Origin of the sequence: Croceivirga sp. JEA036 (assembly GCF_011882165.1) — a bacterium.
GTDB lineage: Bacteria > Bacteroidota > Bacteroidia > Flavobacteriales > Flavobacteriaceae > Croceivirga.
Genome location: NZ_JAATON010000008.1, coordinates 17,928 through 36,656, shown reverse-complemented (window position 1 = coordinate 36,656; position 18,729 = coordinate 17,928). Strand labels below are relative to the sequence as shown.

General features: G+C 36.2%; 21 protein-coding genes and 1 tRNA gene. 16 read left to right on the top strand and 6 right to left on the bottom strand.

What is annotated here, in order from left to right; translation table 11 throughout:
- Nucleotides 1–262: 262 nt before the first annotated feature.
- The 15 genes from HCO57_RS15590 (at nt 263) to HCO57_RS15520 (ending at nt 15,009) form a co-directional block, all read left to right on the top strand.
- Nucleotides 263–1,960, top strand: a complete 1,698-nt coding sequence (locus HCO57_RS15590; RefSeq protein ID WP_167989798.1) for a GMC oxidoreductase — start codon at nt 263–265, stop codon at nt 1,958–1,960.
- A 246-nt stretch (nt 1,961–2,206) separates the two neighbouring features.
- Nucleotides 2,207–3,694 (top strand): xylulokinase, encoded by a 1,488-nt coding sequence (locus HCO57_RS15585; protein WP_167989797.1) that lies wholly within the window; start codon nt 2,207–2,209, stop codon nt 3,692–3,694.
- A 5-nt stretch (nt 3,695–3,699) separates the two neighbouring features.
- Complete coding sequence (gene xylA / locus HCO57_RS15580; protein WP_136952002.1) at nt 3,700–5,025, top strand: xylose isomerase; 1,326 nt, start codon at nt 3,700–3,702, stop codon at nt 5,023–5,025.
- 11 nt (nt 5,026–5,036) lie between these two features.
- Nucleotides 5,037–6,653 carry a sodium:solute symporter gene (locus HCO57_RS15575; protein WP_167989796.1) on the top strand — a complete coding sequence of 539 codons (1,617 nt, stop codon included), beginning with the start codon at nt 5,037–5,039 and terminating at the stop codon, nt 6,651–6,653.
- A gap of 165 nt (nt 6,654–6,818) precedes the next feature.
- Entirely contained in the window at nt 6,819–7,088 is a 270-nt protein-coding gene (locus tag HCO57_RS15570; RefSeq protein WP_167989795.1) for a hypothetical protein, read from the top strand.
- A gap of 269 nt (nt 7,089–7,357) precedes the next feature.
- Nucleotides 7,358–8,383, top strand: coding sequence for a LacI family DNA-binding transcriptional regulator (locus tag HCO57_RS15565; protein WP_167989794.1), 1,026 nt, complete (start codon nt 7,358–7,360; stop codon nt 8,381–8,383).
- Nucleotides 8,384–8,463: 80 nt separating this feature from the next.
- The gene (locus HCO57_RS15560) at nt 8,464–8,790 is read left to right on the top strand and encodes a DMT family transporter (RefSeq protein WP_167989793.1); all 327 of its coding nucleotides are present in this window, start codon (nt 8,464–8,466) and stop codon (nt 8,788–8,790) included.
- Between the two features lie 175 nt (nt 8,791–8,965).
- Nucleotides 8,966–9,853 carry a hypothetical protein gene (locus tag HCO57_RS15555; RefSeq protein ID WP_167989792.1) on the top strand — a complete coding sequence of 296 codons (888 nt, stop codon included), beginning with the start codon at nt 8,966–8,968 and terminating at the stop codon, nt 9,851–9,853.
- A gap of 110 nt (nt 9,854–9,963) precedes the next feature.
- Entirely contained in the window at nt 9,964–10,494 is a 531-nt protein-coding gene (locus HCO57_RS15550; RefSeq protein WP_167989791.1) for a PaaI family thioesterase, read from the top strand.
- 96 nt (nt 10,495–10,590) lie between these two features.
- Entirely contained in the window at nt 10,591–11,244 is a 654-nt protein-coding gene (locus HCO57_RS15545) for a DsbA family oxidoreductase (protein ID WP_167989790.1), read from the top strand.
- Nucleotides 11,245–11,573: 329 nt separating this feature from the next.
- The gene (locus HCO57_RS15540; RefSeq protein WP_136952009.1) at nt 11,574–11,945 is read left to right on the top strand and encodes a hypothetical protein; all 372 of its coding nucleotides are present in this window, start codon (nt 11,574–11,576) and stop codon (nt 11,943–11,945) included.
- A 112-nt stretch (nt 11,946–12,057) separates the two neighbouring features.
- Nucleotides 12,058–13,278: a DUF4272 domain-containing protein gene (locus HCO57_RS15535; protein ID WP_167989789.1), complete on the top strand. Its 1,221-nt coding sequence runs from the start codon at nt 12,058–12,060 to the stop codon at nt 13,276–13,278.
- A gap of 99 nt (nt 13,279–13,377) precedes the next feature.
- Entirely contained in the window at nt 13,378–13,827 is a 450-nt protein-coding gene (locus HCO57_RS15530) for a nuclear transport factor 2 family protein (RefSeq protein WP_167989788.1), read from the top strand.
- A gap of 214 nt (nt 13,828–14,041) precedes the next feature.
- Nucleotides 14,042–14,461, top strand: coding sequence for a hypothetical protein (locus HCO57_RS15525; RefSeq protein ID WP_167989787.1), 420 nt, complete (start codon nt 14,042–14,044; stop codon nt 14,459–14,461).
- A gap of 53 nt (nt 14,462–14,514) precedes the next feature.
- Nucleotides 14,515–15,009, top strand: coding sequence for a hypothetical protein (locus tag HCO57_RS15520; RefSeq protein WP_167989786.1), 495 nt, complete (start codon nt 14,515–14,517; stop codon nt 15,007–15,009).
- Here HCO57_RS15520 and HCO57_RS15515 read toward each other — a convergent pair.
- The 3 genes from HCO57_RS15515 to HCO57_RS15505 form a co-directional block, all read right to left on the bottom strand.
- Entirely contained in the window at nt 15,006–15,218 is a 213-nt protein-coding gene (locus HCO57_RS15515; protein WP_167989785.1) for a DUF2945 domain-containing protein, read from the bottom strand. The genes HCO57_RS15520 and HCO57_RS15515 overlap by 4 nt on opposite strands.
- A gap of 80 nt (nt 15,219–15,298) precedes the next feature.
- Complete coding sequence (locus HCO57_RS15510) at nt 15,299–16,390, bottom strand: MBL fold metallo-hydrolase (protein WP_167989784.1); 1,092 nt, start codon at nt 16,388–16,390, stop codon at nt 15,299–15,301.
- A 159-nt stretch (nt 16,391–16,549) separates the two neighbouring features.
- Nucleotides 16,550–16,622: transfer RNA gene (locus HCO57_RS15505), tRNA-Lys, on the bottom strand.
- Between the two features lie 120 nt (nt 16,623–16,742).
- Here HCO57_RS15505 and HCO57_RS15500 point away from each other — a divergent pair.
- A complete protein-coding gene (locus HCO57_RS15500) occupies nt 16,743–17,258 on the top strand; it encodes a shikimate kinase (RefSeq protein ID WP_136952114.1) in 516 nt (171 codons plus the stop codon).
- Here HCO57_RS15500 and HCO57_RS15495 read toward each other — a convergent pair.
- From HCO57_RS15495 to HCO57_RS15485, 3 genes are read right to left on the bottom strand one after another with little or no spacing between them, the layout of a single operon-like run.
- The gene (locus HCO57_RS15495; protein WP_167989783.1) at nt 17,250–17,747 is read right to left on the bottom strand and encodes a phosphoribosyltransferase family protein; all 498 of its coding nucleotides are present in this window, start codon (nt 17,745–17,747) and stop codon (nt 17,250–17,252) included. The genes HCO57_RS15500 and HCO57_RS15495 overlap by 9 nt on opposite strands.
- 5 nt (nt 17,748–17,752) lie before the next feature.
- On the bottom strand, nt 17,753–18,331 hold the full coding sequence (locus HCO57_RS15490) for a methyltransferase domain-containing protein (protein ID WP_167989782.1): 579 nt from the start codon (nt 18,329–18,331) through the stop codon (nt 17,753–17,755).
- Nucleotides 18,321–18,701, bottom strand: a complete 381-nt coding sequence (locus HCO57_RS15485) for an RNA-binding S4 domain-containing protein (RefSeq protein WP_167989781.1) — start codon at nt 18,699–18,701, stop codon at nt 18,321–18,323. The genes HCO57_RS15490 and HCO57_RS15485 overlap by 11 nt, the downstream gene beginning before the upstream one ends.
- Nucleotides 18,702–18,729: the final 28 nt, after the last annotated feature.

Here is an 18,729-nt window from a genome sequence, read left to right as displayed (position 1 = left end):
TTCAGGGGTTCTCCGTAGTATTCAAAAACATAAGCTTAAAACTTAAACGATTTTACAGAAAAACATTTAGAAGCATTTAAAAATTTAAGTTTAGTGAATTAGTAAAGAAGTAAAAACCTTATTTAACTGATAGGCGTAAATAAGGTTTGATTCACAATTCTATCAGGTATATGTAAATAAATCTAATTTTAAGACTATACGCTTAGCGGTTAGCCTGTATTTTTTAAGTTTATTGGAGCAAAATATCTTAAAACACTGAGCAATGACCAATTACGGAGCTTCAAGCAACTTTAATCATGGATTTCCTACCCCTGGACCACAATCCCCTACTGGGCAAGATGTGATGAACCATGTTTATTTTGTTTCTAATCAAGAGTGGAAGCAAATAAGGGAAGAAGAACAATTTGACTACATTGTTATTGGGAGTGGATTTTGCGGATTAGCCTTTGTAGAGCGTGTATTAAAGAATAATCCGTTTGCAAAAATTTTGCTTTTAGAGCGGGGAGGTTTTTTTCTTCCTGAACATTTTCAAGATTTGCCAGGTCCATATAAAAAAACGCTCGGAGGCTTAAGCGAGACCTTTCCATGGAGTTTATCTTTAGAAAGTACAAAAGGGGAGTACGTTTCTTGGCAGCATGGTATGGTTCCTTTTTTTGGAGGTCGGTCTACTTTATGGAGTGGTTGGTGCCCAAGGCCTACAAAAGATGAGTTGGTCAATTGGCCAGAAAAAGTAGTAGAAGTGTTAGAAGCGTATTACAAAGAAGCAGAAGCTTTAATGAATGTAGTACCCGCAGACCAAATTACCTCTACGAGTGATGAAAAACCCATTTTTAGGCATCTTCAACAAGGTATACAGCAATTACTACAAAATAATTTGGATGCTGTACCAGAACTTACACGTGCTATACCCGCTCCGCTTGCCGTAAAAACAGCCAAAGAAAATGATGTAGATTTTTCCAAATTTTCTACCCCAAGTCGTTTGCTACAGCTCATAGAAAAACAAGAACTATTGCATGCTAAAGGTCAAGGAGCTAAACTTAAAGTGGCTACCAATTGCATTGTAAGTAGAATAATAGAACAAGGAAATACCGCTACCGCATTATATACCTCTAGGGGTGTGCTTGCATTAAATAAAGCTAAGCTTATTTTAGCTATGGGTACGTTGCCGCCAACCACTTTATTACATAATTCTTTTCCTGCTCTAAATAATATCGGCACTCGGTTTACAGCCCACTTTATTAGTGCTATCGTGGCTCGTGTGCCTAAAAAGGATTATTCTTTTTACAAAGATTTGTGTAGATTAGAGATAGGGGCGTTTTATGTGGCTGGCGTAGAACCAAAATTAGACCACGAAGGACAATTTCATGTACAATTTACAGCCTTGGCAGATGCGGACCCAGAAATAAATGCAGAAGTAGCTTTAAGGAATATGCCAGATGTTGTTGCTACAGCATCTGAAGAACAATTAATGTCTAGCAAAGACCATGTAGTCTTTGTTTGTGCTGTATTGGGTGAGTTAGATTACAAGAATAGTAAAAACTCATTTTTAAAAAATAGGGGAGCAGACCCCACCACCAATGTCACCCTGAACCTCAATCTTAATAAAAATGATAACAAGGTTTGGGATGCCATGGATAAAGCCACTTTTAATATGTTAGAAGATATATGTTCTCCTAAAGGTGCAAACCAAGTAGAATATTGGGATGCTGAACAAAATAAGTGGAAGAAAACTAGACCTAAAAAGAAAGAATATAGAGTAAGTGGATTGGTACATGAGGCTTCTACCTTGTGGATGGGAACCGATTCGGAAAGTGTAGTAGGCTTAGATTATAGACCAAAAGGGGTAGAAAATGTTTACGTAACAGGTGCCAGCTTATGGCCTACAGGAGCTTCTTGGAATCCTACTTTAGCTATGGTAGCATTAACGCAACATTTGGCAGACAATCTAAGCAAAGATTAGCTTAGAATTGAACTGACCTAGGAATTTAAATACGCTAGTATACGTTTAAAGTGAATTTATAACGAAAACCCTTTCGAAAAATTTTCGTCATCGGTATTGTTGTTTAAAGTTCTGTTTTTTAGGGAATTGCGATAATTTGGAGCATTGTTTATTTTACGCTAGGTTACCTCTGCATAGCTGAAATTTGGTTTTATAGACCACACGAAGCTTTCTTTTTCTACATTTATCAAACACAACAACTTAACTATGTACTTTTTAGGATTGGATATTGGGAGTTCTTCTGTAAAGATTGCCTTAGTAGCTTCAGATACAGGTAAACAACTAGCCGTTGAACAAGAACCAAAGGAGGAGATGTCCATGGAAGCCCACCAAAAAGGATGGGCGGAACAAGACCCTAATCTATGGTGGCATTATGCCTGTCTGGGTATAAAATCCATACTAAAATCAACCAAGGTATCCCCAGAAACCATCAAAGGAATAGGTATTTCTTACCAAATGCATGGTTTAGTAGTGGTAGATGCCCAAGGTATTCCCTTACGTAAAGCCATTATTTGGTGTGACAGCAGGGCTGTAGAAATAGGAGAAGAGGCTTTGAAAAGTATAGGTCCTTCGTATTGCACGGAACATTTATTAAATAGTCCAGCAAATTTTACTGCATCTAAGCTAAAGTGGGTAAAAGATAATGAACCCGCTATTTTTGATAAAACGGCTAAGTTTTTACTTCCGGGAGATTACATCGCATTAAAGCTATCGGGAGAAAGTACTACCACAGTTTCTGGTTTATCAGAGGGTATTTTTTGGGATTTTAAACAAGATAGATTGTCAGAGGAGTTATTAACACATTATGGTTTTTCTAAAGAACAAATACCGAACATAGTACCCACTTTTGGCTTGCAAGGCGCAGTTTCAGCAAAAGGCGCAGAAGAAAGTGGACTTGTAGCAGGTACCCCTATTTTATACCGTGCTGGTGACCAGCCCAACAATGCCCTTAGTTTAAATGTGTTTAAGCCTGGAGAAGTCGCAGCTACATGTGGTACTTCTGGCGTTATGTATGGAGTTACATCTAATTTATCTGTAAAAGAATATGCTCGAGTAAACAACTTTGCACACGTAAATTACCAAAAATCAGCCCAAAAAAGTATTGGCAAGTTATTATGTATTAATGGAGCCGGAATTCAATACCGTTGGTTAAAAAATACCTTATGTATTACGGATTATGAAACTATGAATGAGCTGGCGTCCACTGTAGCTGTGGGGTCAGATGGTATACAATGTATTCCTTTTGGTAACGGGGCAGAACGCATGTTAAAGAATAAAGATGTAGGTACACGCTGGGTCAATATCAATCTAAATAGGCATCAAAAAGCACATTTGTGCAGGGCAGCTTTGGAGGGTATCGCCTTTAGCTTTGTATATGGTTTTGAAATTATGCAAGCAGATGGCATTGAGCCAACGGTGATTAAAGCAGGGAATGACAACATGTTTCGTTCCAGAATTTTTGCAGAGACCATAGCTACACTTATAGGTCAAGAAATAGCGCTGTATAATACTACAGGAGCCATAGGTGCTGCACGTGCCTGCGTACTAAAAGAGGGGGATTACAATGCTTTTTCTGCTTATACTCAAAATGATTACGTAAAAACATATCACCCTAAAAAAGAAAAACAAGCCTACCAATTGGCATATAATAATTGGAAAAAAGAATTGAACCTGATTTTAAATACAATAGCATAAACAACATGGCAGTACTAGGAGATAAAGAATATTTTAAAGGCATAGGCCAAATACAGTTTGAAGGAAAAGAATCTGATAATCCTTTGGCATTTAAATTTTACAATCCGGAACAAGTTGTAGCGGGTAAAACCATGCGAGAGCATTTTAAATTTGCTATGGCGTATTGGCATACGTTATGTGGTACTGGGGGCGACCCATTTGGGCCTGGAACAAAAGATTTTCCTTGGAGTACAAGTAATGACCCGGTTGCAGCTGCCAGAGATAAAGCAGATGCCGCATTTGAGTTTGCTACCAAAATGGGTTTCGATTATTATTGTTTTCATGATTATGACTTGGTAGATGAAGGAAGCAGCTTGGCAGAGTCTGAAAAACGAGTGCAGGCAACCGTAGCGTATTTAAAGGAAAAAATGGAGGCTTCTGGCGTTAAATTGCTTTGGGGAACGGCCAATTTATTTTCTAATCCACGCTATATGAATGGTGCTGCGAGTAATCCTAATTTTGATGTAGTTGCATATGCTGGAGCACAATTAAAAATAGCGATAGATGCCACTATAGCTTTAGGTGGAGAAAACTATGTTTTCTGGGGTGGTAGAGAAGGGTATATGAGCCTTTTAAATACCAAAATGAAACTGGAACAGGATAATATTGGTAGGTTTATGCGGATGGCACGTGATTATGCCCGTAGCAATGGATTTACTGGAAACTTTTTTATTGAACCTAAACCCATGGAGCCTTCTAAACATCAGTACGATTTTGATAGCGCTACCTCTATTAACTTTATTCGTGAACAAGGATTAGAAAAAGACTTTAAATTGAATATAGAAGTGAACCATGCCACCCTTGCGCAACATACTTTTCAGCACGAATTGCAGGTGGCAGCAGATGCAGGCATGTTAGGAAGTATAGATGCCAACCGGGGAGATTACCAAAATGGTTGGGATACAGACCAGTTTCCTAATAACTTTTTAGAGACAGCAGAAGCCATGATGGTGTTGCTTAAATCTGGTGGTTTGCAAGGTGGTGGCGTTAATTTTGATGCAAAAACCCGTAGAAATTCCACAGATTTAGAAGACTTGTTTTTAGCCCATATTGGTGGGGCAGATACGTTTGCTAGAGGCCTGTTAATTGCGGATGCAGTCTTACAAAAATCTCCATTAGAAGGCTTACTTAACCAGCGATACGAATCTTTTGATAATGGTGCGGGAGCAGATTTTATTGCCGGAAAATTAAATTTAACAGATTTATATACTTACGCACAACAAAAAGGGGAACCACAACAAATAAGTGGCAAGCAAGAATTGTTTGAGAATATTTTAAATCAATATAGTTAAAAATTACCCAGATGGAATCTATTTTAGAAACTGCAGACTGGTGGGTATTAGGAGCCTATTTAGCCGCATTAATTGGGGTTGCCATCTGGGTAATTTTGCAGAAAAATAAAGATACCAGTGATTATTTTCTTGCAGGCAGAAATGTAGGTTGGTTTGTTATAGGAGCCTCCATTTTTGCTTCCAATATTGGGTCTGAGCATGTGGTAGGCTTGGCTGGTACGGGAGCAGAATCAGGAATGCCCATGGCACACTATGAGTTACATGCTTGGATTGTTTTGCTTTTGGGCTGGCTCTTTCTGCCTTTTTATTTTAGAAGTAATGCTTTTACCATGCCAGAGTTTCTGGAAAAAAGATTTGATAGCCGCTCTAGATGGTTTTTGTCTGTTTTCTCTTTAGTAGGGTATGTTATAACAAAAGTTTCTGTTACTATTTATGCGGGTGGAGTAGTAGTTTCAGAATTACTAGGAATACCATTCTGGTATGGTGCTATTGGCATTGTGGTCTTTACTGGAGTCTACACGGTTGTTGGTGGCATGAAAGCCGTAATTTACACAGAAACGTTACAAACTGTAATTTTAATTGCAGGATCTTTAATTATAACCGTCTTAGGGCTACAAGAAGTTGGTGGCTGGAGCAACCTTAGGGCAGTGGCAGGCGCAGAACATTTTAATATGTGGCGTCCTATGACCGACCCAGATTTTCCATGGACAGGTATGCTTATAGGCGGAACTATAGTAGGAGTATGGTATTGGTGTACGGACCAATATATTGTACAACGTACGCTAGCGGCGAACAACATTAAAATTGGTAGAAGAGGGGCCATCTTTGGGGCATACTTAAAATTACTTCCCATTTTTATATTTCTTATTCCAGGAATTATTGCCTTCGCTTTAGCCAAACAAGGCTTAATTACGTATGACAAAAGCGATGAGGTTTTTCCCGTACTGGTAAAAACCTTATTGCCAGTGGGGTTAAAAGGTTTAGTTGCGGGTGGACTTATGGCGGCTCTAATGAGCTCACTTGCCTCAGTTTTTAATTCCTGTTCTACCTTATTTACTATTGATATCTACAAAAAATTAAAACCAACAACTCCAGAGAAAAAGCTGCTTACTATTGGTAAATTGGCTACAAGTTTGGTGGTGATATTAGGAATTATTTGGATACCCATAATGGAAAAAATAGGAGGTGGTATATTATATCAATATTTACAGAGTGTGCAATCTTACATAGCACCACCTATAACTGTGGTGTTTTTGTTAGGTATACTCTGGAAACGCACCAACGCCACTGCAGCTATTGTCACTCTATTTTCTGGTCTAGGTATAGCCGCATTGCGTATTGTAGCAGAAATTTATGCCCAAGAACTTAGTGGGTTTCTAAAAACCTTTGCAACCATAAACTTTGCCCATATGGCTATTTTTATGTTTGTATTTTCAGTTATGGTATGTGTAGGTACCAGTTTAGTAACTAATCCGCCAAATTATAACATTATCAAAGGTTTATCTTTGGGTACCTTGACTAAAGAAGATAAACTTTTACAAGAAAATAGTTTTACCAAAATGGACGTAGCCTTGTCCGTATTATTAATTGTCATGGTAATAATTATTCTAATCTATTTTACGGGGTAAAAGAGCAGGGGATTTGTAAATAAATGCTCTTTATAAACCGGTACTGCTTGGTTAAGGGCTTTTTTGTGCAGTTCGTCTAATAAATCCAAAAGTATGTAAGTTATCTTATTTTATGGCGTTATGTAAATGTCCAAATCTTATTATTAACCTAACCGCTTATAGCTTATGGATTTAAAACAACGATTAGAATCATGTAAAAAATGCCAAAACAGAGAATTTTCGGAATTTGGTATTGTGTGCTCTTTATCGGGTAGTAAACCCGATTTTAACAACAGTTGCGCAAGTTTTGCTTTAGACCCAAAACAAGCTCATAAAATGCAAATGAGGCAGCAGTATGAGGTTGTAGCAAAGGAAGAAAATAAAAACCAAATTTGGGTAGTTATAGGTGTTGCTCTTATCGTCTTAAGAATCATTTTTAGATTTTTAAGGGATTAGCTAATATCCTTAATCATAAATAAAAAAAAGCTACCAAAAAAGGTGGCTTTTTTTATGCTGTATTTTAAAAGTGATAAGAGTTTGCTATCAGAATTACATTGGAAAAGGTGAGCTACTTTGCGTTTTCTTTTAGGTAAGAAATCCTATGTGAAAACGTAATAACATTCTTATAACGTTTTAGAAAAATTCGCACTACTTTTTCCTAAAGAAATTTTCAGATTCAAGAAACCTACGTAAATTGGTGCACCGAACCAGACTTAGCCTAAAGGATGAAAAAGTTTACCTTAAAGGACATTGCCAAGCATTTTAGTGTTTCTGTTTCTACTGCTTCTAAAGCCATTAATGACAGTCATGAAATTAGTGAGGAGCTTAAACAGCGCATACAACATTATGCCAAAGCCAACAATTACAGACCTAACCGTATTGCACTAAGTTTACTTAAAAAAAATACCAAAACATTGGGTGTGGTAGTACCTAGTATTCTAAATTATTTTTTTGCTCAAGTGTTTTCTGGTATAGAAAAGGCGGCCAATGCAAGAGGCTACAATATTATAAGTTGCACTTCTGATGAATCCTTTGTAAAAGAACAACGTACTTTAGAATTATTTAGCACGGGAACGGTAGACGGTTTAATCCTGTCATTGGCAGAAGAAACACAATCTAAAGAAGATTATGAGCATGTACGTAATTTTATGAGCTATCAAATTCCTTTGGTAATGTTTGATCGTGTATGCGATGAAATTCAGTGCGATAAAGTTGTAGTAGACGATGAAGAAGCCGGCTTTAACATAGCAGAATATTTGTTTGATACCGGTTGTAAAAATATAGCTATTGTGTCTTCTATCTCTAATTCCAGTGTTGGTAAATTACGAATAACAGGCTTTAAAAAATCCTTAGCCCAAAGAGGATTAGTTTATGAGGATAAGCTTAATGTTAAGGTGGGTAAAGAGGACGATTTACAATTATTACTTACGCTGCTTTTGGCATCCAAAGAGGTGGACGGTATTATCGCCTTAGATGAGATGACAGCGGTAGACGTGCTCAATATTTGCAAGCAAAAGAAGATTAAGGTACCAGAAGAGTTGGCTATTGTTGGCTTTACTAATGGTAAACTCTCTAAATACGTTTCTCCATCATTGACAATGGTCAGTCAACACGGAAAATATATTGGAGAAACTTCTGCAAATATGTTAATAGACCGTATTGAGCAGGTAGATAAAGAACTGCCATATACTACTAAATTGGTGAAAACCAGTATAATTCCTAGGGAATCCACATTGCCCCTGCCAGAATAGTTACGCCATAAATTAAGAAACTTTTGGCCATTTCTCTGCTTTGTAGATTTTAACTTTACTAAGATTAAAAGCGATAAAAAATGAATTGGGTATTGTTGATTATTGCAGGTTTGTTTGAGGTTCTTTTTGTCTTTTTTTTAGGAAAAGCCAAAGAGAGTACAGGCAATACCATGTATTTGTGGTACACTGCATTTGCAATAAGTTTAACCTTAAGCATGTCTTTGATGATTAAGGTAACTAAAACATTACCTATGGGTACAGCATATGCGGTATGGACCGGTATCGGCGCAGTAGGTTCTGTAGCCCTAGGAATTTTGGTTTTTAAAGAACCTGCAACTTTTTGGCGATTGTTATTCTTAACCACACTTATTGGTTCTATTATTGGCTTAAAGGTAGTTTCTCATTAATTTAAAATTAGCAATAATAGGTATTTCTTTGGTTTGTAGTAATTTAGAGGAAGACAGAACACGTACATCCAATTTAAACCACAACACCATGAAATCCTTACAGCTTTATACTTTGCTAATTTGCATTTGTGTATACCCTTATAAATTTACCTACGGGCAAAACATTAACCCCACGATGGAGTTGAAAACCGAAGGACTCCATTTTGCCGCATTCTACGATTTAATTTTTCATGGCGAATTTGAGGAAGTAGAGATGCAAGCAGAAGATATGGTATTTCCTTTTTTATTAAGGCAATATTTACTTACTGCAGGTGTGCAATGCAAAGCACAGCTACCTAAGAATAAGGTAGAAATAATGGAAGATTATTGTATTAGGGCAGAGGAAACCATTTTTGCAAATGGTGAAAGAAGTACGCGTTGTATCACTTGGGGTCAAAGGGGTACGGATATCTTTGCTAGACCAGAACTATACGCTGCTTTTACAGATTTGGAATATCGCGTTAGCCAGAAAGGAATTCAAACCTTTTTAACTCTGGTAACAGATAAAAATGGTATAGGTCATTCTGTAGATAGGATGCATAAGGTTAATGGAATTAAGGAGGATATGGTGAATTTTTTTAAGCTGAATGCATGTACTAATTCTGCCATTAGACGGTTTGAAGATAACCTTAGGCTGTTTGCTTTGGGGCAGCCGGGAATAAAAATGAATACCGTAAGTAAGTTTACTAAAATGAAGAAGAATGGAGGGCCCATTGGAGCACAAAATCTCACCAAATTATTAGACGATTTAATAAATGACCAAGCAAGGACTTGGATGATGAACAGGTACATTGCAGGTAGTGTCTCTAAGCTGGTCCAGTACCAGAAAGATGCACAAGGGAGACCTATTAGTGTTCGTGCAGATTATAGTTTTAAGGGTTTTGGTAATGGTAAAGGATGGGTACAAGTAAATTTTGAAAATGGTTTACCTAAATGTATTTATTTCCACGATTTTCCAGAAAATTGTAAAACCCCAAGCGGTAGCATTGTAGCTAGTTATGCTGCTGGTAATTACGCACAGTAGTCCATTTAGTTGACTATTCTAAGTTTAAAAATCATTTCTACAATCTAAGAGAAAACTGTATTTTGGGTCTTTTTCTAATTTTAGGACTAATTTTTAACTAAAGTTACCCCATGTCTTTTTACAGTAAAATGGCCAAAGTAGGCACCAAGTTCGTACCAAAGCACAAGTTATTTAAATACGGTTTTAATTGGTCTCCCATGTACAAGCGTAGTACTGCTAAAATTGTGGCTATAGAACCAGACTTATCATACATAAAAATAAAATTACCTATAAGTTATAAGAACCGTAATTATGCCAATTCTATTTTTGGTGGTAGTATGTTTGCGGCAGTAGATCCCATCCCAATGGTGCAATTAATCAATATTTTAGGGGATAATTATGTAGTGTGGGATAAAGCAGCACAAATAAGATTTAAACGGCCTGCCAAACAACATTTGTATGCAGATTTTAGGGTGAATAAGGCAGAAATACAACAAATACAAACAGATGTTGCGGCTAATAACGAAATAGAAATCAGTAAGACTACCTATCTGACCAATGAGGATGGAACTACAATTTTTTGTGAAGTAGATAAAACTATATACATCGCCAAAAAATCCTTCTACAAAGAAAAATTGGCCCGTAGAAAACAACAAAAATAGACTTTTTAAAACTGAACTATCAAGGTTACGTTAAAAGCAGGTTTAAAATCTAAACAATTGGTTAGTTTTGTACTTTAATACAATTTAAGGTAAAGTATGGCTAATAAAATAAAACTCGATATTATTTCTGATGTGGTATGCCCTTGGTGTACTATTGGATATAAGCGAATAGAAAAAGCGATGGAAGAATTGGGCGTTGCCGATAAATTTGAAATAGAATGGCAACCGTTTGAACTAAATCCACATTTGCCCAAAGAAGGTGAAAATATAATAGACCATATTACTAATAAATACGGTTCTACTCTAGAACAACAGCGAGAGTCTCAAAGAAATATGACAGAGGCTGGTGCAGAACTAGGTTTTACGTTTGATTATTTTGATGAAATGCGAATGGTAAATACCTTGGATGCACATGTGTTGTTAGAATACGCACATAAATTTGATAAACAGACCGAATTAAAAATGCGCTTAACCAAGGCGTTCTTTAGTGAACGCAAAGACGTATCTGATAGAGCCGTATTAAAAGAAGCTTTAGAAGATGTGGGTTTAAATGCCGAAAAAGCTTTAGCTACTTTGGAAGGAGATGAGGTGCGTTATGAAGTAAAGAACAAAGAAACCTACTGGCACGGTTTAGGTGTAAGTTCTGTGCCCACTTTTGTTTTTGATAAAAAGAGCGGTGTAACAGGCGCTCAACCTGTGGAAGTATTTAAACAGGTTTTGAATGATGTTTTAGCGCAGAAAAGCTATTAAATATAAAAAAAGCCTCTTACACATTTGTAAGGGGCTTTTTTATTGGTTGCATTTTCTGATTAGAAGAACCTTGGTGAAAGTACACGTTTTAGATTATAAGCTAGTTATTTTAAAGGGTACAATGCCATACCTCTGAAAAAGTGTTTTTGGCACGGATAATGGAAAAGTAATACGCTTTTATGAGAATACCTAAGGCGTTATTTAAAGCGCATTTTACACAGAAAAAGAAGAGTGTATATTTTGTAGGATATTTCACATTATTGTAGGATTGTTACCAAATAATTCTAACGGTTGTAATAAATTCGCACTCCTTAAAAACAGACTTACTTATGGGATTCCAAATAGAATGGAGAACTAATAGTGTTTACGTAAAGCATTTTAAACAGTTAAAAATTGCGGATATTAGAACTACAGACAATATCTTATATCAAGACCCAAGATTTGCTCACGTTGCTGCCCAAATTTATGATTTTACTGAAGCGGATAATCAGATAGAAGATTACAGTAAAGTAAGCGAAATTGTGGGATTTGATTTGGGTGCGACTTTTTGGAAAAGACATATGAAAGTGGCAGTGGTTTCCACCGATAAGGGAATAGAAAAACTGATTGATATTTATAGAGAAGGCATGTTAAACACCAATTGGAAGGTGGGTCTTTTTGCGACCCTAGAAGAGGCTGAAGCTTGGTGCGAACGAGAATAATCCTAACGTTATATTAGCATTCTTGTAAACTAGTTTCTTTATTTTTACTTTTAAATAGTTACTTTATTATTAGAATATAAAGCTTAGTACCCCAATCTTTAAGCCTTTATCCATGAATAATTTATGTACCGTGTATTGCGATGCATCTGTAATAGATAGAGTTCCCGTTTTAATACAACAGTATTTTCCTAAAGCGAAGTGGCAGGTAGAAGAAAATGAGGCGCATAGCGTGTTCACCTTTGCGCAGAAACATGGTTTTTTTAAAGGAAAGTCCAATTTTAAAATATCTGTCAGAGAACGTAATGCAGACCTTAGTTTAGAAAAGGATACCTCTTTGCTAGCCACAAACCTAAAAGGAATGCTAGGATATATAAGCACGTTTCCTGTAAAATATCCTGCAGCAGTAGACCAATTGCAAGAAACAATACCTAGAATGGTTTCAGAAGTGGCAATTTTGGCAGATGTAGAAAATTCTTCAGCCTTAAAACAGTTAGTAGATATGCTTACTACAGCTACAGATGGGTTTGTTTTTGCACAACAAAAGTGTTTTGTAGGTGTGGCAGAATACCCACATTTCTTGAATGGTGATTACAAGGTGATTTTAGATGCACATGGTGCTTCTGAAATACATAAAGACCTGGGCGTTTTTGTTGCTTTAGATAGTCAGCCAGAAATAACTTTATTGCCAGACCAGATAGCGCGTAAACAAAGAAATATAGCGTACATAAAGAAACTTGGTTTAAAAACTATAGACCATTTACCTGCAGTAGAATCAGAAACAGAAGTTCAATTAAGAAGCGCAGAAGAAATTGCGTATAGAGCAATATGTTTGGCTATTATAAATTTAGTGGCTTTTGATAGTATAACGGAAGATAGAGCATTGCAAATGATACGGGAATATAACTTGGAAGGCAAAATCACCCCTGATGAACTTACGTTTTTAAATAAACCTACAGCACAAGCCAAAACGCAAATGACGTGGCGGTGCGAGGGTATCTGGACATTGTGTTGGGCCTTAGGTATTGTAGAAGAGTTGGGTGATGCCAATCAGTTGGCAGACTTAAATAAAATTCCGCAAGAAGCGTATCCCATTGTTCCTAAAAGGCATCCAGATACATTTGTAGAGAAACATAGGACGGTTAGGAGTGCAAAAGAAATTTTAGACCAGAACGATTTATACTACAGATTAAACTGGGCTTGTGTAGACGCTAGGATAAACAACAAAACAATATCAGAAATAAATCCAAGTCTTTGTTATGAACGGCAGTATGCATTAAACTGGCTCATTACATACATGGACCAGGGCTGGGATGATGTTTCTTGTGATACCTAGTTAATAACCCTAGTAATTTTAGGATATATTTAAGTGGTAAAGTAATTTACAGCTAGTATTTTGTGCTTCTAATCCATTTGAAAACAATATTTTACCACTATGAGAAATGTTTTGGGTCTATTCCTTATTTTAATCAGTACAAGCGTAACTTTACAGGCACAGACGAAACAAGACAGTATTGAAATTAAACAAGTAGCCCTAGATTATTTGGTGTCACAGCACACAGTAGAGCCAGAATTGTTTGAACGCTCGGCGCACCCAAGAATGGTAAAGCGAACGTTTTGGAAAAATAAGACAGCTAATAAAGAGTACTTAAGAGAAACGTTTAAAGATGGTATGGTTTTATTAGCAGAAACCTACAACGTAAAGGGAGATAAATTTCCAGAAAACCCAACGAAGGAAGTCGTATTTTTAGATGTTTATGATAAAGTAGCATCCGTAAAGTTGGTTGCAGACGAATGGATTGATTACATGCATATTGTTAAGTTAAATGGCGAATGGCAAATTGTGAATGTGCTATGGCAATTTAAAGATGGTAGCTTGCATTAGCTGTATGATTGCTACTATGTGGTTATAAAGATGATGTATATATGTACTGCAATCTAGTTGTTTGCAATTACAGGTTCTTCTAATTTTAAGAATGATATAGCTAAACATATTTTAAGTTTAAGTAGAAGTACAGTAGTGTATCTGGCATATTTATAACTAACCGTTTGTTAATAATGAGTGGTTAGATTATATTTATAAGGTTAGCTATTTTAATATGATAAATATACCCTACAGCAATAAACACAAATATTCTAATTTGGTTTTTGCAATAATCTGGATTTCATTAGCCTTGTTTAACAAGGATTATGATTATTCTTGGGAAATATCGAGCATTATATATTTGGTAACTGGTGTAATTTATGCAGTACTTTCAATAAATTTTTTGTTCTATCCATATGTTTCTTGGGATGGTATTCAATTTAAAATAACACAGCTAATGGGCTACAGTAGAACTATAAAAGCAAAAGATATTAATAATATTACTCTTTTTGGTGGGGAATATACCTTAATTACTAATGAGACGAAGGTTCGTGTAAAGAGTGTATACTTGGACAAAGAAGCTATAATCACTCTAAACAAGGTATTAGCTAAAGTGGAATTACCATCCGATAAATCTCCGTTTGCGTCTGCATAAATTTTAATTTTATCAGTAATAAATAATTACCTTTAAATGAAGTGTAATTATAAATGAAACAGATACATTACCAAGAAGAGCAACGGTTTACCCAATGGTGGTTATGGACATTGCTATTAGGTATTGCTCTACCCATTTGCCATGGGCTGTACCAACAACTTTACCTAGGTAAACCCTATGGGAGTAATCCAGCTTCTGATACCACCTTAATTGGGTTTGGTCTATTATATGCGGGTATTCTTTGGTTGTTTTATGTAATGAGGTTACGCACCAAAGTAACAGACAAAAAGATAATAATACATTTCTATCCATTTTTAAAAAGAGAATTTATAAAAGATGGTATTACTACCGCAAAAGTTTTAAAATATGGTTTTGTAGGCGGCTGGGGTATCCGGTATTGGACCAAGTATGGAACGGTTTACAATGTTAAAGGCAATAAAGGGCTCTATTTTAAAATGAACAATGGAGACAAATACCTTATAGGAACGCAACATCCTATCACCTTAAAAAAAGTACTTAAAGCATTAAATTGGCCTATAGAAGATTAGTCTACGCGTTCTACTTCCGATTCACTTTTTAATACCTTACTACCATCTTCCTGTTCAATATAAAGTGCCTTGTCATCTTCAGAACCTTTACGGGTTACCTTATTACCGTTAATAGTTTTGGTTACTTCTTCCGTGTAGGTTTCACTCACTTTTCCTTCTGCTGTTCCATTACCCCATTTCCATTGTACAGCGGTTCCTTTTCTTATCATAGCAATTTTTTTAGCTAAGATAATTTTGATGCTAGAGCTACATGATTGCAAAAGCTAACTTTACTAACCCAATAGCACAGTTAACGCCACCAGGCATTAGTTTTAGGTAAATGATTTATGTTGAAACGTTCTCCAATGGTTGGTGTAACATATGCTTGCCCTTTAGCATCTGCTTCTTTGGTAAATCGCTCTACAGATTCGGTCCAACCGTGTGGTGCCAATCTAAAAGCACCCCAATGTACTGGTAACACAATTTTGGCGCCTACATCTATACTAGCAGCAACACTTTCTTCTGGCATCATATGTATTTGCGCCCACGTTTCGTTATACTGTCCACATTCAATCAAAGCAAAATCAAATGGTCCTAATTTTTGGCCTATTGTCCTAAAATGGTCTCCGTAACCGCTATCACCACTGTAGTATATGTTAAGTGTAGCTGTTTTAACCGCCCATCCAGACCATTGCGTTGCATCACGGTCTGTTAGCCCTCTACCAGAAAAATGTCTCGCAGGTGTGGCTGTATAGGTTATTCCGTCTAAGGTGTGCGTTTGCCACCAGTCTAGCTCAATAATTTTTTCCTTAGGAACATCCCAACTTTTTAAATGTGACCCCAGTCCTAATGGTACTAAAAAGACGCCTACTTTGTCTTTAATTTTTTTAATAGTTGGGTAATCTAGATGGTCATAATGGTCATGAGAAATTAAGACCACATCTACAGGCATTATAGCATCAACAGGTATTTCATTGGCATAAGCATATCTTTTGGAGCCAAAAGGTAGGGGAGAGGCGTATGTGCCAAACATGGGGTCTATGAGTACACGCTGTTCTTTTAAGGAAAGTAAAAATGCAGAATGCCCATACCATGTTACATAAGCGCTATCAGCAGCAGTATTTTTAATTAGCTGAAATTCTGATGGCAGGGGCTCTGTGGGCTCTTTACCTTCTTTAGAAAACATTTCTGGAGTTTTTTTTAATGCCTCCCAAGTATCTCCCATTTCTGTTTTTTGGAGGTTGATGAACTTTTTGTTCTTAAAGTTGATAGAGGTTTGTATACGTTCTAAATCTTTGCCTTTAGGAGCCTGCCCCATTTGCGGACTTAACCAAACAAATAATAAAGTGCCTAGTGCAAGTAAGCCAATAATTGCTGCTAGTGATATAAGTATGTATTGCATTATTTTTTTTAAAACTTTCACCTGTAGGTATTCATTATTTTACCAAATGCGAAACTACAACAGATTGTGCTTTGTAGGACAAGTTCAATTGGGATTATAATAAAATTGTGAAGCTTATAAACAAAAAAACCTTCCAATTTCTTGGAAGGTTTTTTCTTGTGACCTGGCTGGGGTTCGAACCCAGGACCCTTTCATTAAAAGTGAAATGCTCTACCAGCTGAGCTACCAGGTCATTGCTTTTTTGTTGGCTTAGTGCCTTAAAGCGGGTGCAAATATAAGACGTATTATTAATTAATCAAGAAGAAATAGTAATAAATTTGTCTTTTTATGAATTTTAAAATCATTCAAAATTATGAAGATAATCCTTTTGGGATATATGGGGAGTGGTAAATCTACTGTGGGTAAGGAACTTGCGAAGCAGGTAGGCCTTTCTTTTTTAGATTTAGATGAAGAAATTGAAAAGAAAGAAAATTTAAAAATTTCTGAAATTTTTTCTCATAAAGGAGAAATTTACTTTCGAAAATTAGAAACAGCTGTACTTTCTGAGCTTTTAAAAAGTGATGAAAACTTCATCTTATCACTCGGTGGAGGTACACCATGTTACGGAAATAATATGCAATTAGTACAAGAGGCTACTACCTTATCTTTTTATTTAAATCTTTCTGTTGGTAATTTAACGGAACGATTGTTATCAGAAAAGGCGAAAAGACCGCTAATAGCTTCGCAAGCAGATGAGGAATTAGCAGAATTTATTGGCAAGCATTTATTTGAACGCAATCCCTTTTATCAAAAAGCAAATCACGTTATAAATTGCAATGGTAAAAACTTGGAAGAAGTGCTAGCAGCTATAAAATTGCAGTTAATCTAAATACACTGCATCACTTTTGCCGTTAAGTTCTACCCTTACGTGTTCATTTAAAGAGGTAGATAGGGATATTCCCTTGTAATCTGCCTTTACAGGAAATTTTTTATGATTTCTGTTTACTAAAACAGCCGTTTTTAACTGTTTAAGCGGGGTTTTTAAAAAGTGATGAACACCGTAAATTAAGGTAGAGCCAGAGTTTAGAACGTCGTCTACCAAAATAACTGATTTGTCTCTATAATCCGATTCTGCCAGAGAAGTTGTTACTCCACTTTCTAGTGGATTTTTTTTGTCCATTGTTACTTGGCAAAGGGTAATGGTACTATCTGTAATTTTTTGAAGAATCTTGATTATTTTTTTAGCAAAAACCAAACCACCACCTTTAATCCCCGCTACCACAATTTCTGGCTCATCTATATTAGCTTCTAGAATTTGGTAAGCAATACGCTCAGTTTTATGCTTTATCTGATTATGAGATAGTATTTTGTTGTCCATGGACGCTAAATTAAAGGTTCAAAGATAAAGAACAACTCTTTACCTGCTCTTGGCTTAATAGAATTATATGCGGGTGCTAAAAGTTTTAAATTAAAATGCTTCTTAAAAAGATTAACATATTCCTCTTCAATTCCCCCAAACGGAGGTCCTTCTTTCTCAAATACAACTCCAAAAAATAAACCAACCAATTTACCTGTAGGTTTTAAAAGTTGTTGCATTTGTACAACATAGTCCTCCCTTAAATTGGGATGTAATGCGCAGAAAAAGGTTTGCTCTAATATTAAATCGAACTTTAAATCTTTAAGTTCAAAAAAATTGGTGTGTAGTAATTTTTCTTTTGGGAAACCTTTGGAGACTAAATGTGCTAAAGGCTGAGCTGCAATATCTATAACCCACACATTAATGAAGCCGTTTTGGTGTAAATACATGGCCTCATGCCCGTAACCAGCTCCCGGAATTAAAATTTTTAAATCTTTATGATTAAGTTGGTCTATATAGGTTTTTAGTGGTGTAGAAATGGCGCCAATATCCCATCCTGTATTACCGTCTTGGTAACGACCTTCCCAAAATTCTTTATTTAGCATCTTCTGGTGTATCTAAATAATCATCTATATCTCTACGGTCTTTTTTTGTGGGTCTTCCAGTTCCTTTTTTTCGGTAATGGTCTTTAGCGTGTTGTAACAACTCATTGTGTTCAAAAGCTTCTTTTGGCGTCGTGTCTTTACGGTAGATGTCTACCAATTTTGCACCTACACGGTTGGGTGGTATGTCTAATACCAATAGCTGATAATCTATTTGGTTTTTTCTTAAACTAACTTTGTCAGAAGGGTAAACTTCTCTAGACGGTTTTACCACATTGCCATTTACTTTTACTTGACCTTTTTTACATGCTGTAGAGGCTATGTTTCTGGTTTTGTAATAGCGTGTGCACCATAAATATTTATCAATCCGCATTTCGCTTCAAACTTTAGTTAAGGCAAAG

What these genes read in the sequence shown, in the direction of transcription:
- HCO57_RS15495 (WP_167989783.1), bottom strand. Translation starts at nt 17,747, where the DNA reads ATGGACAACAAAATACTATCTCATAATCAGATAAAGCATAAAACTGAG.
- HCO57_RS15575 (WP_167989796.1), top strand. Translation starts at nt 5,037, where the DNA reads ATGGAATCTATTTTAGAAACTGCAGACTGGTGGGTATTAGGAGCCTAT.
- HCO57_RS15485 (WP_167989781.1), bottom strand. Translation starts at nt 18,701, where the DNA reads ATGCGGATTGATAAATATTTATGGTGCACACGCTATTACAAAACCAGA.
- HCO57_RS15560 (WP_167989793.1), top strand. Translation starts at nt 8,464, where the DNA reads ATGAATTGGGTATTGTTGATTATTGCAGGTTTGTTTGAGGTTCTTTTT.
- HCO57_RS15550 (WP_167989791.1), top strand. Translation starts at nt 9,964, where the DNA reads ATGTCTTTTTACAGTAAAATGGCCAAAGTAGGCACCAAGTTCGTACCA.
- HCO57_RS15535 (WP_167989789.1), top strand. Translation starts at nt 12,058, where the DNA reads ATGAATAATTTATGTACCGTGTATTGCGATGCATCTGTAATAGATAGA.
- HCO57_RS15570 (WP_167989795.1), top strand. Translation starts at nt 6,819, where the DNA reads ATGGATTTAAAACAACGATTAGAATCATGTAAAAAATGCCAAAACAGA.
- HCO57_RS15585 (WP_167989797.1), top strand. Translation starts at nt 2,207, where the DNA reads ATGTACTTTTTAGGATTGGATATTGGGAGTTCTTCTGTAAAGATTGCC.
- HCO57_RS15520 (WP_167989786.1), top strand. Translation starts at nt 14,515, where the DNA reads ATGAAACAGATACATTACCAAGAAGAGCAACGGTTTACCCAATGGTGG.
- HCO57_RS15545 (WP_167989790.1), top strand. Translation starts at nt 10,591, where the DNA reads ATGGCTAATAAAATAAAACTCGATATTATTTCTGATGTGGTATGCCCT.
- HCO57_RS15525 (WP_167989787.1), top strand. Translation starts at nt 14,042, where the DNA reads ATGATAAATATACCCTACAGCAATAAACACAAATATTCTAATTTGGTT.
- HCO57_RS15515 (WP_167989785.1), bottom strand. Translation starts at nt 15,218, where the DNA reads ATGATAAGAAAAGGAACCGCTGTACAATGGAAATGGGGTAATGGAACA.
- HCO57_RS15590 (WP_167989798.1), top strand. Translation starts at nt 263, where the DNA reads ATGACCAATTACGGAGCTTCAAGCAACTTTAATCATGGATTTCCTACC.
- HCO57_RS15490 (WP_167989782.1), bottom strand. Translation starts at nt 18,331, where the DNA reads ATGCTAAATAAAGAATTTTGGGAAGGTCGTTACCAAGACGGTAATACA.
- HCO57_RS15555 (WP_167989792.1), top strand. Translation starts at nt 8,966, where the DNA reads ATGGAGTTGAAAACCGAAGGACTCCATTTTGCCGCATTCTACGATTTA.
- HCO57_RS15540 (WP_136952009.1), top strand. Translation starts at nt 11,574, where the DNA reads ATGGGATTCCAAATAGAATGGAGAACTAATAGTGTTTACGTAAAGCAT.
- HCO57_RS15510 (WP_167989784.1), bottom strand. Translation starts at nt 16,390, where the DNA reads ATGCAATACATACTTATATCACTAGCAGCAATTATTGGCTTACTTGCA.
- HCO57_RS15530 (WP_167989788.1), top strand. Translation starts at nt 13,378, where the DNA reads ATGAGAAATGTTTTGGGTCTATTCCTTATTTTAATCAGTACAAGCGTA.
- HCO57_RS15500 (WP_136952114.1), top strand. Translation starts at nt 16,743, where the DNA reads ATGAAGATAATCCTTTTGGGATATATGGGGAGTGGTAAATCTACTGTG.
- xylA (WP_136952002.1), top strand. Translation starts at nt 3,700, where the DNA reads ATGGCAGTACTAGGAGATAAAGAATATTTTAAAGGCATAGGCCAAATA.
- HCO57_RS15565 (WP_167989794.1), top strand. Translation starts at nt 7,358, where the DNA reads ATGAAAAAGTTTACCTTAAAGGACATTGCCAAGCATTTTAGTGTTTCT.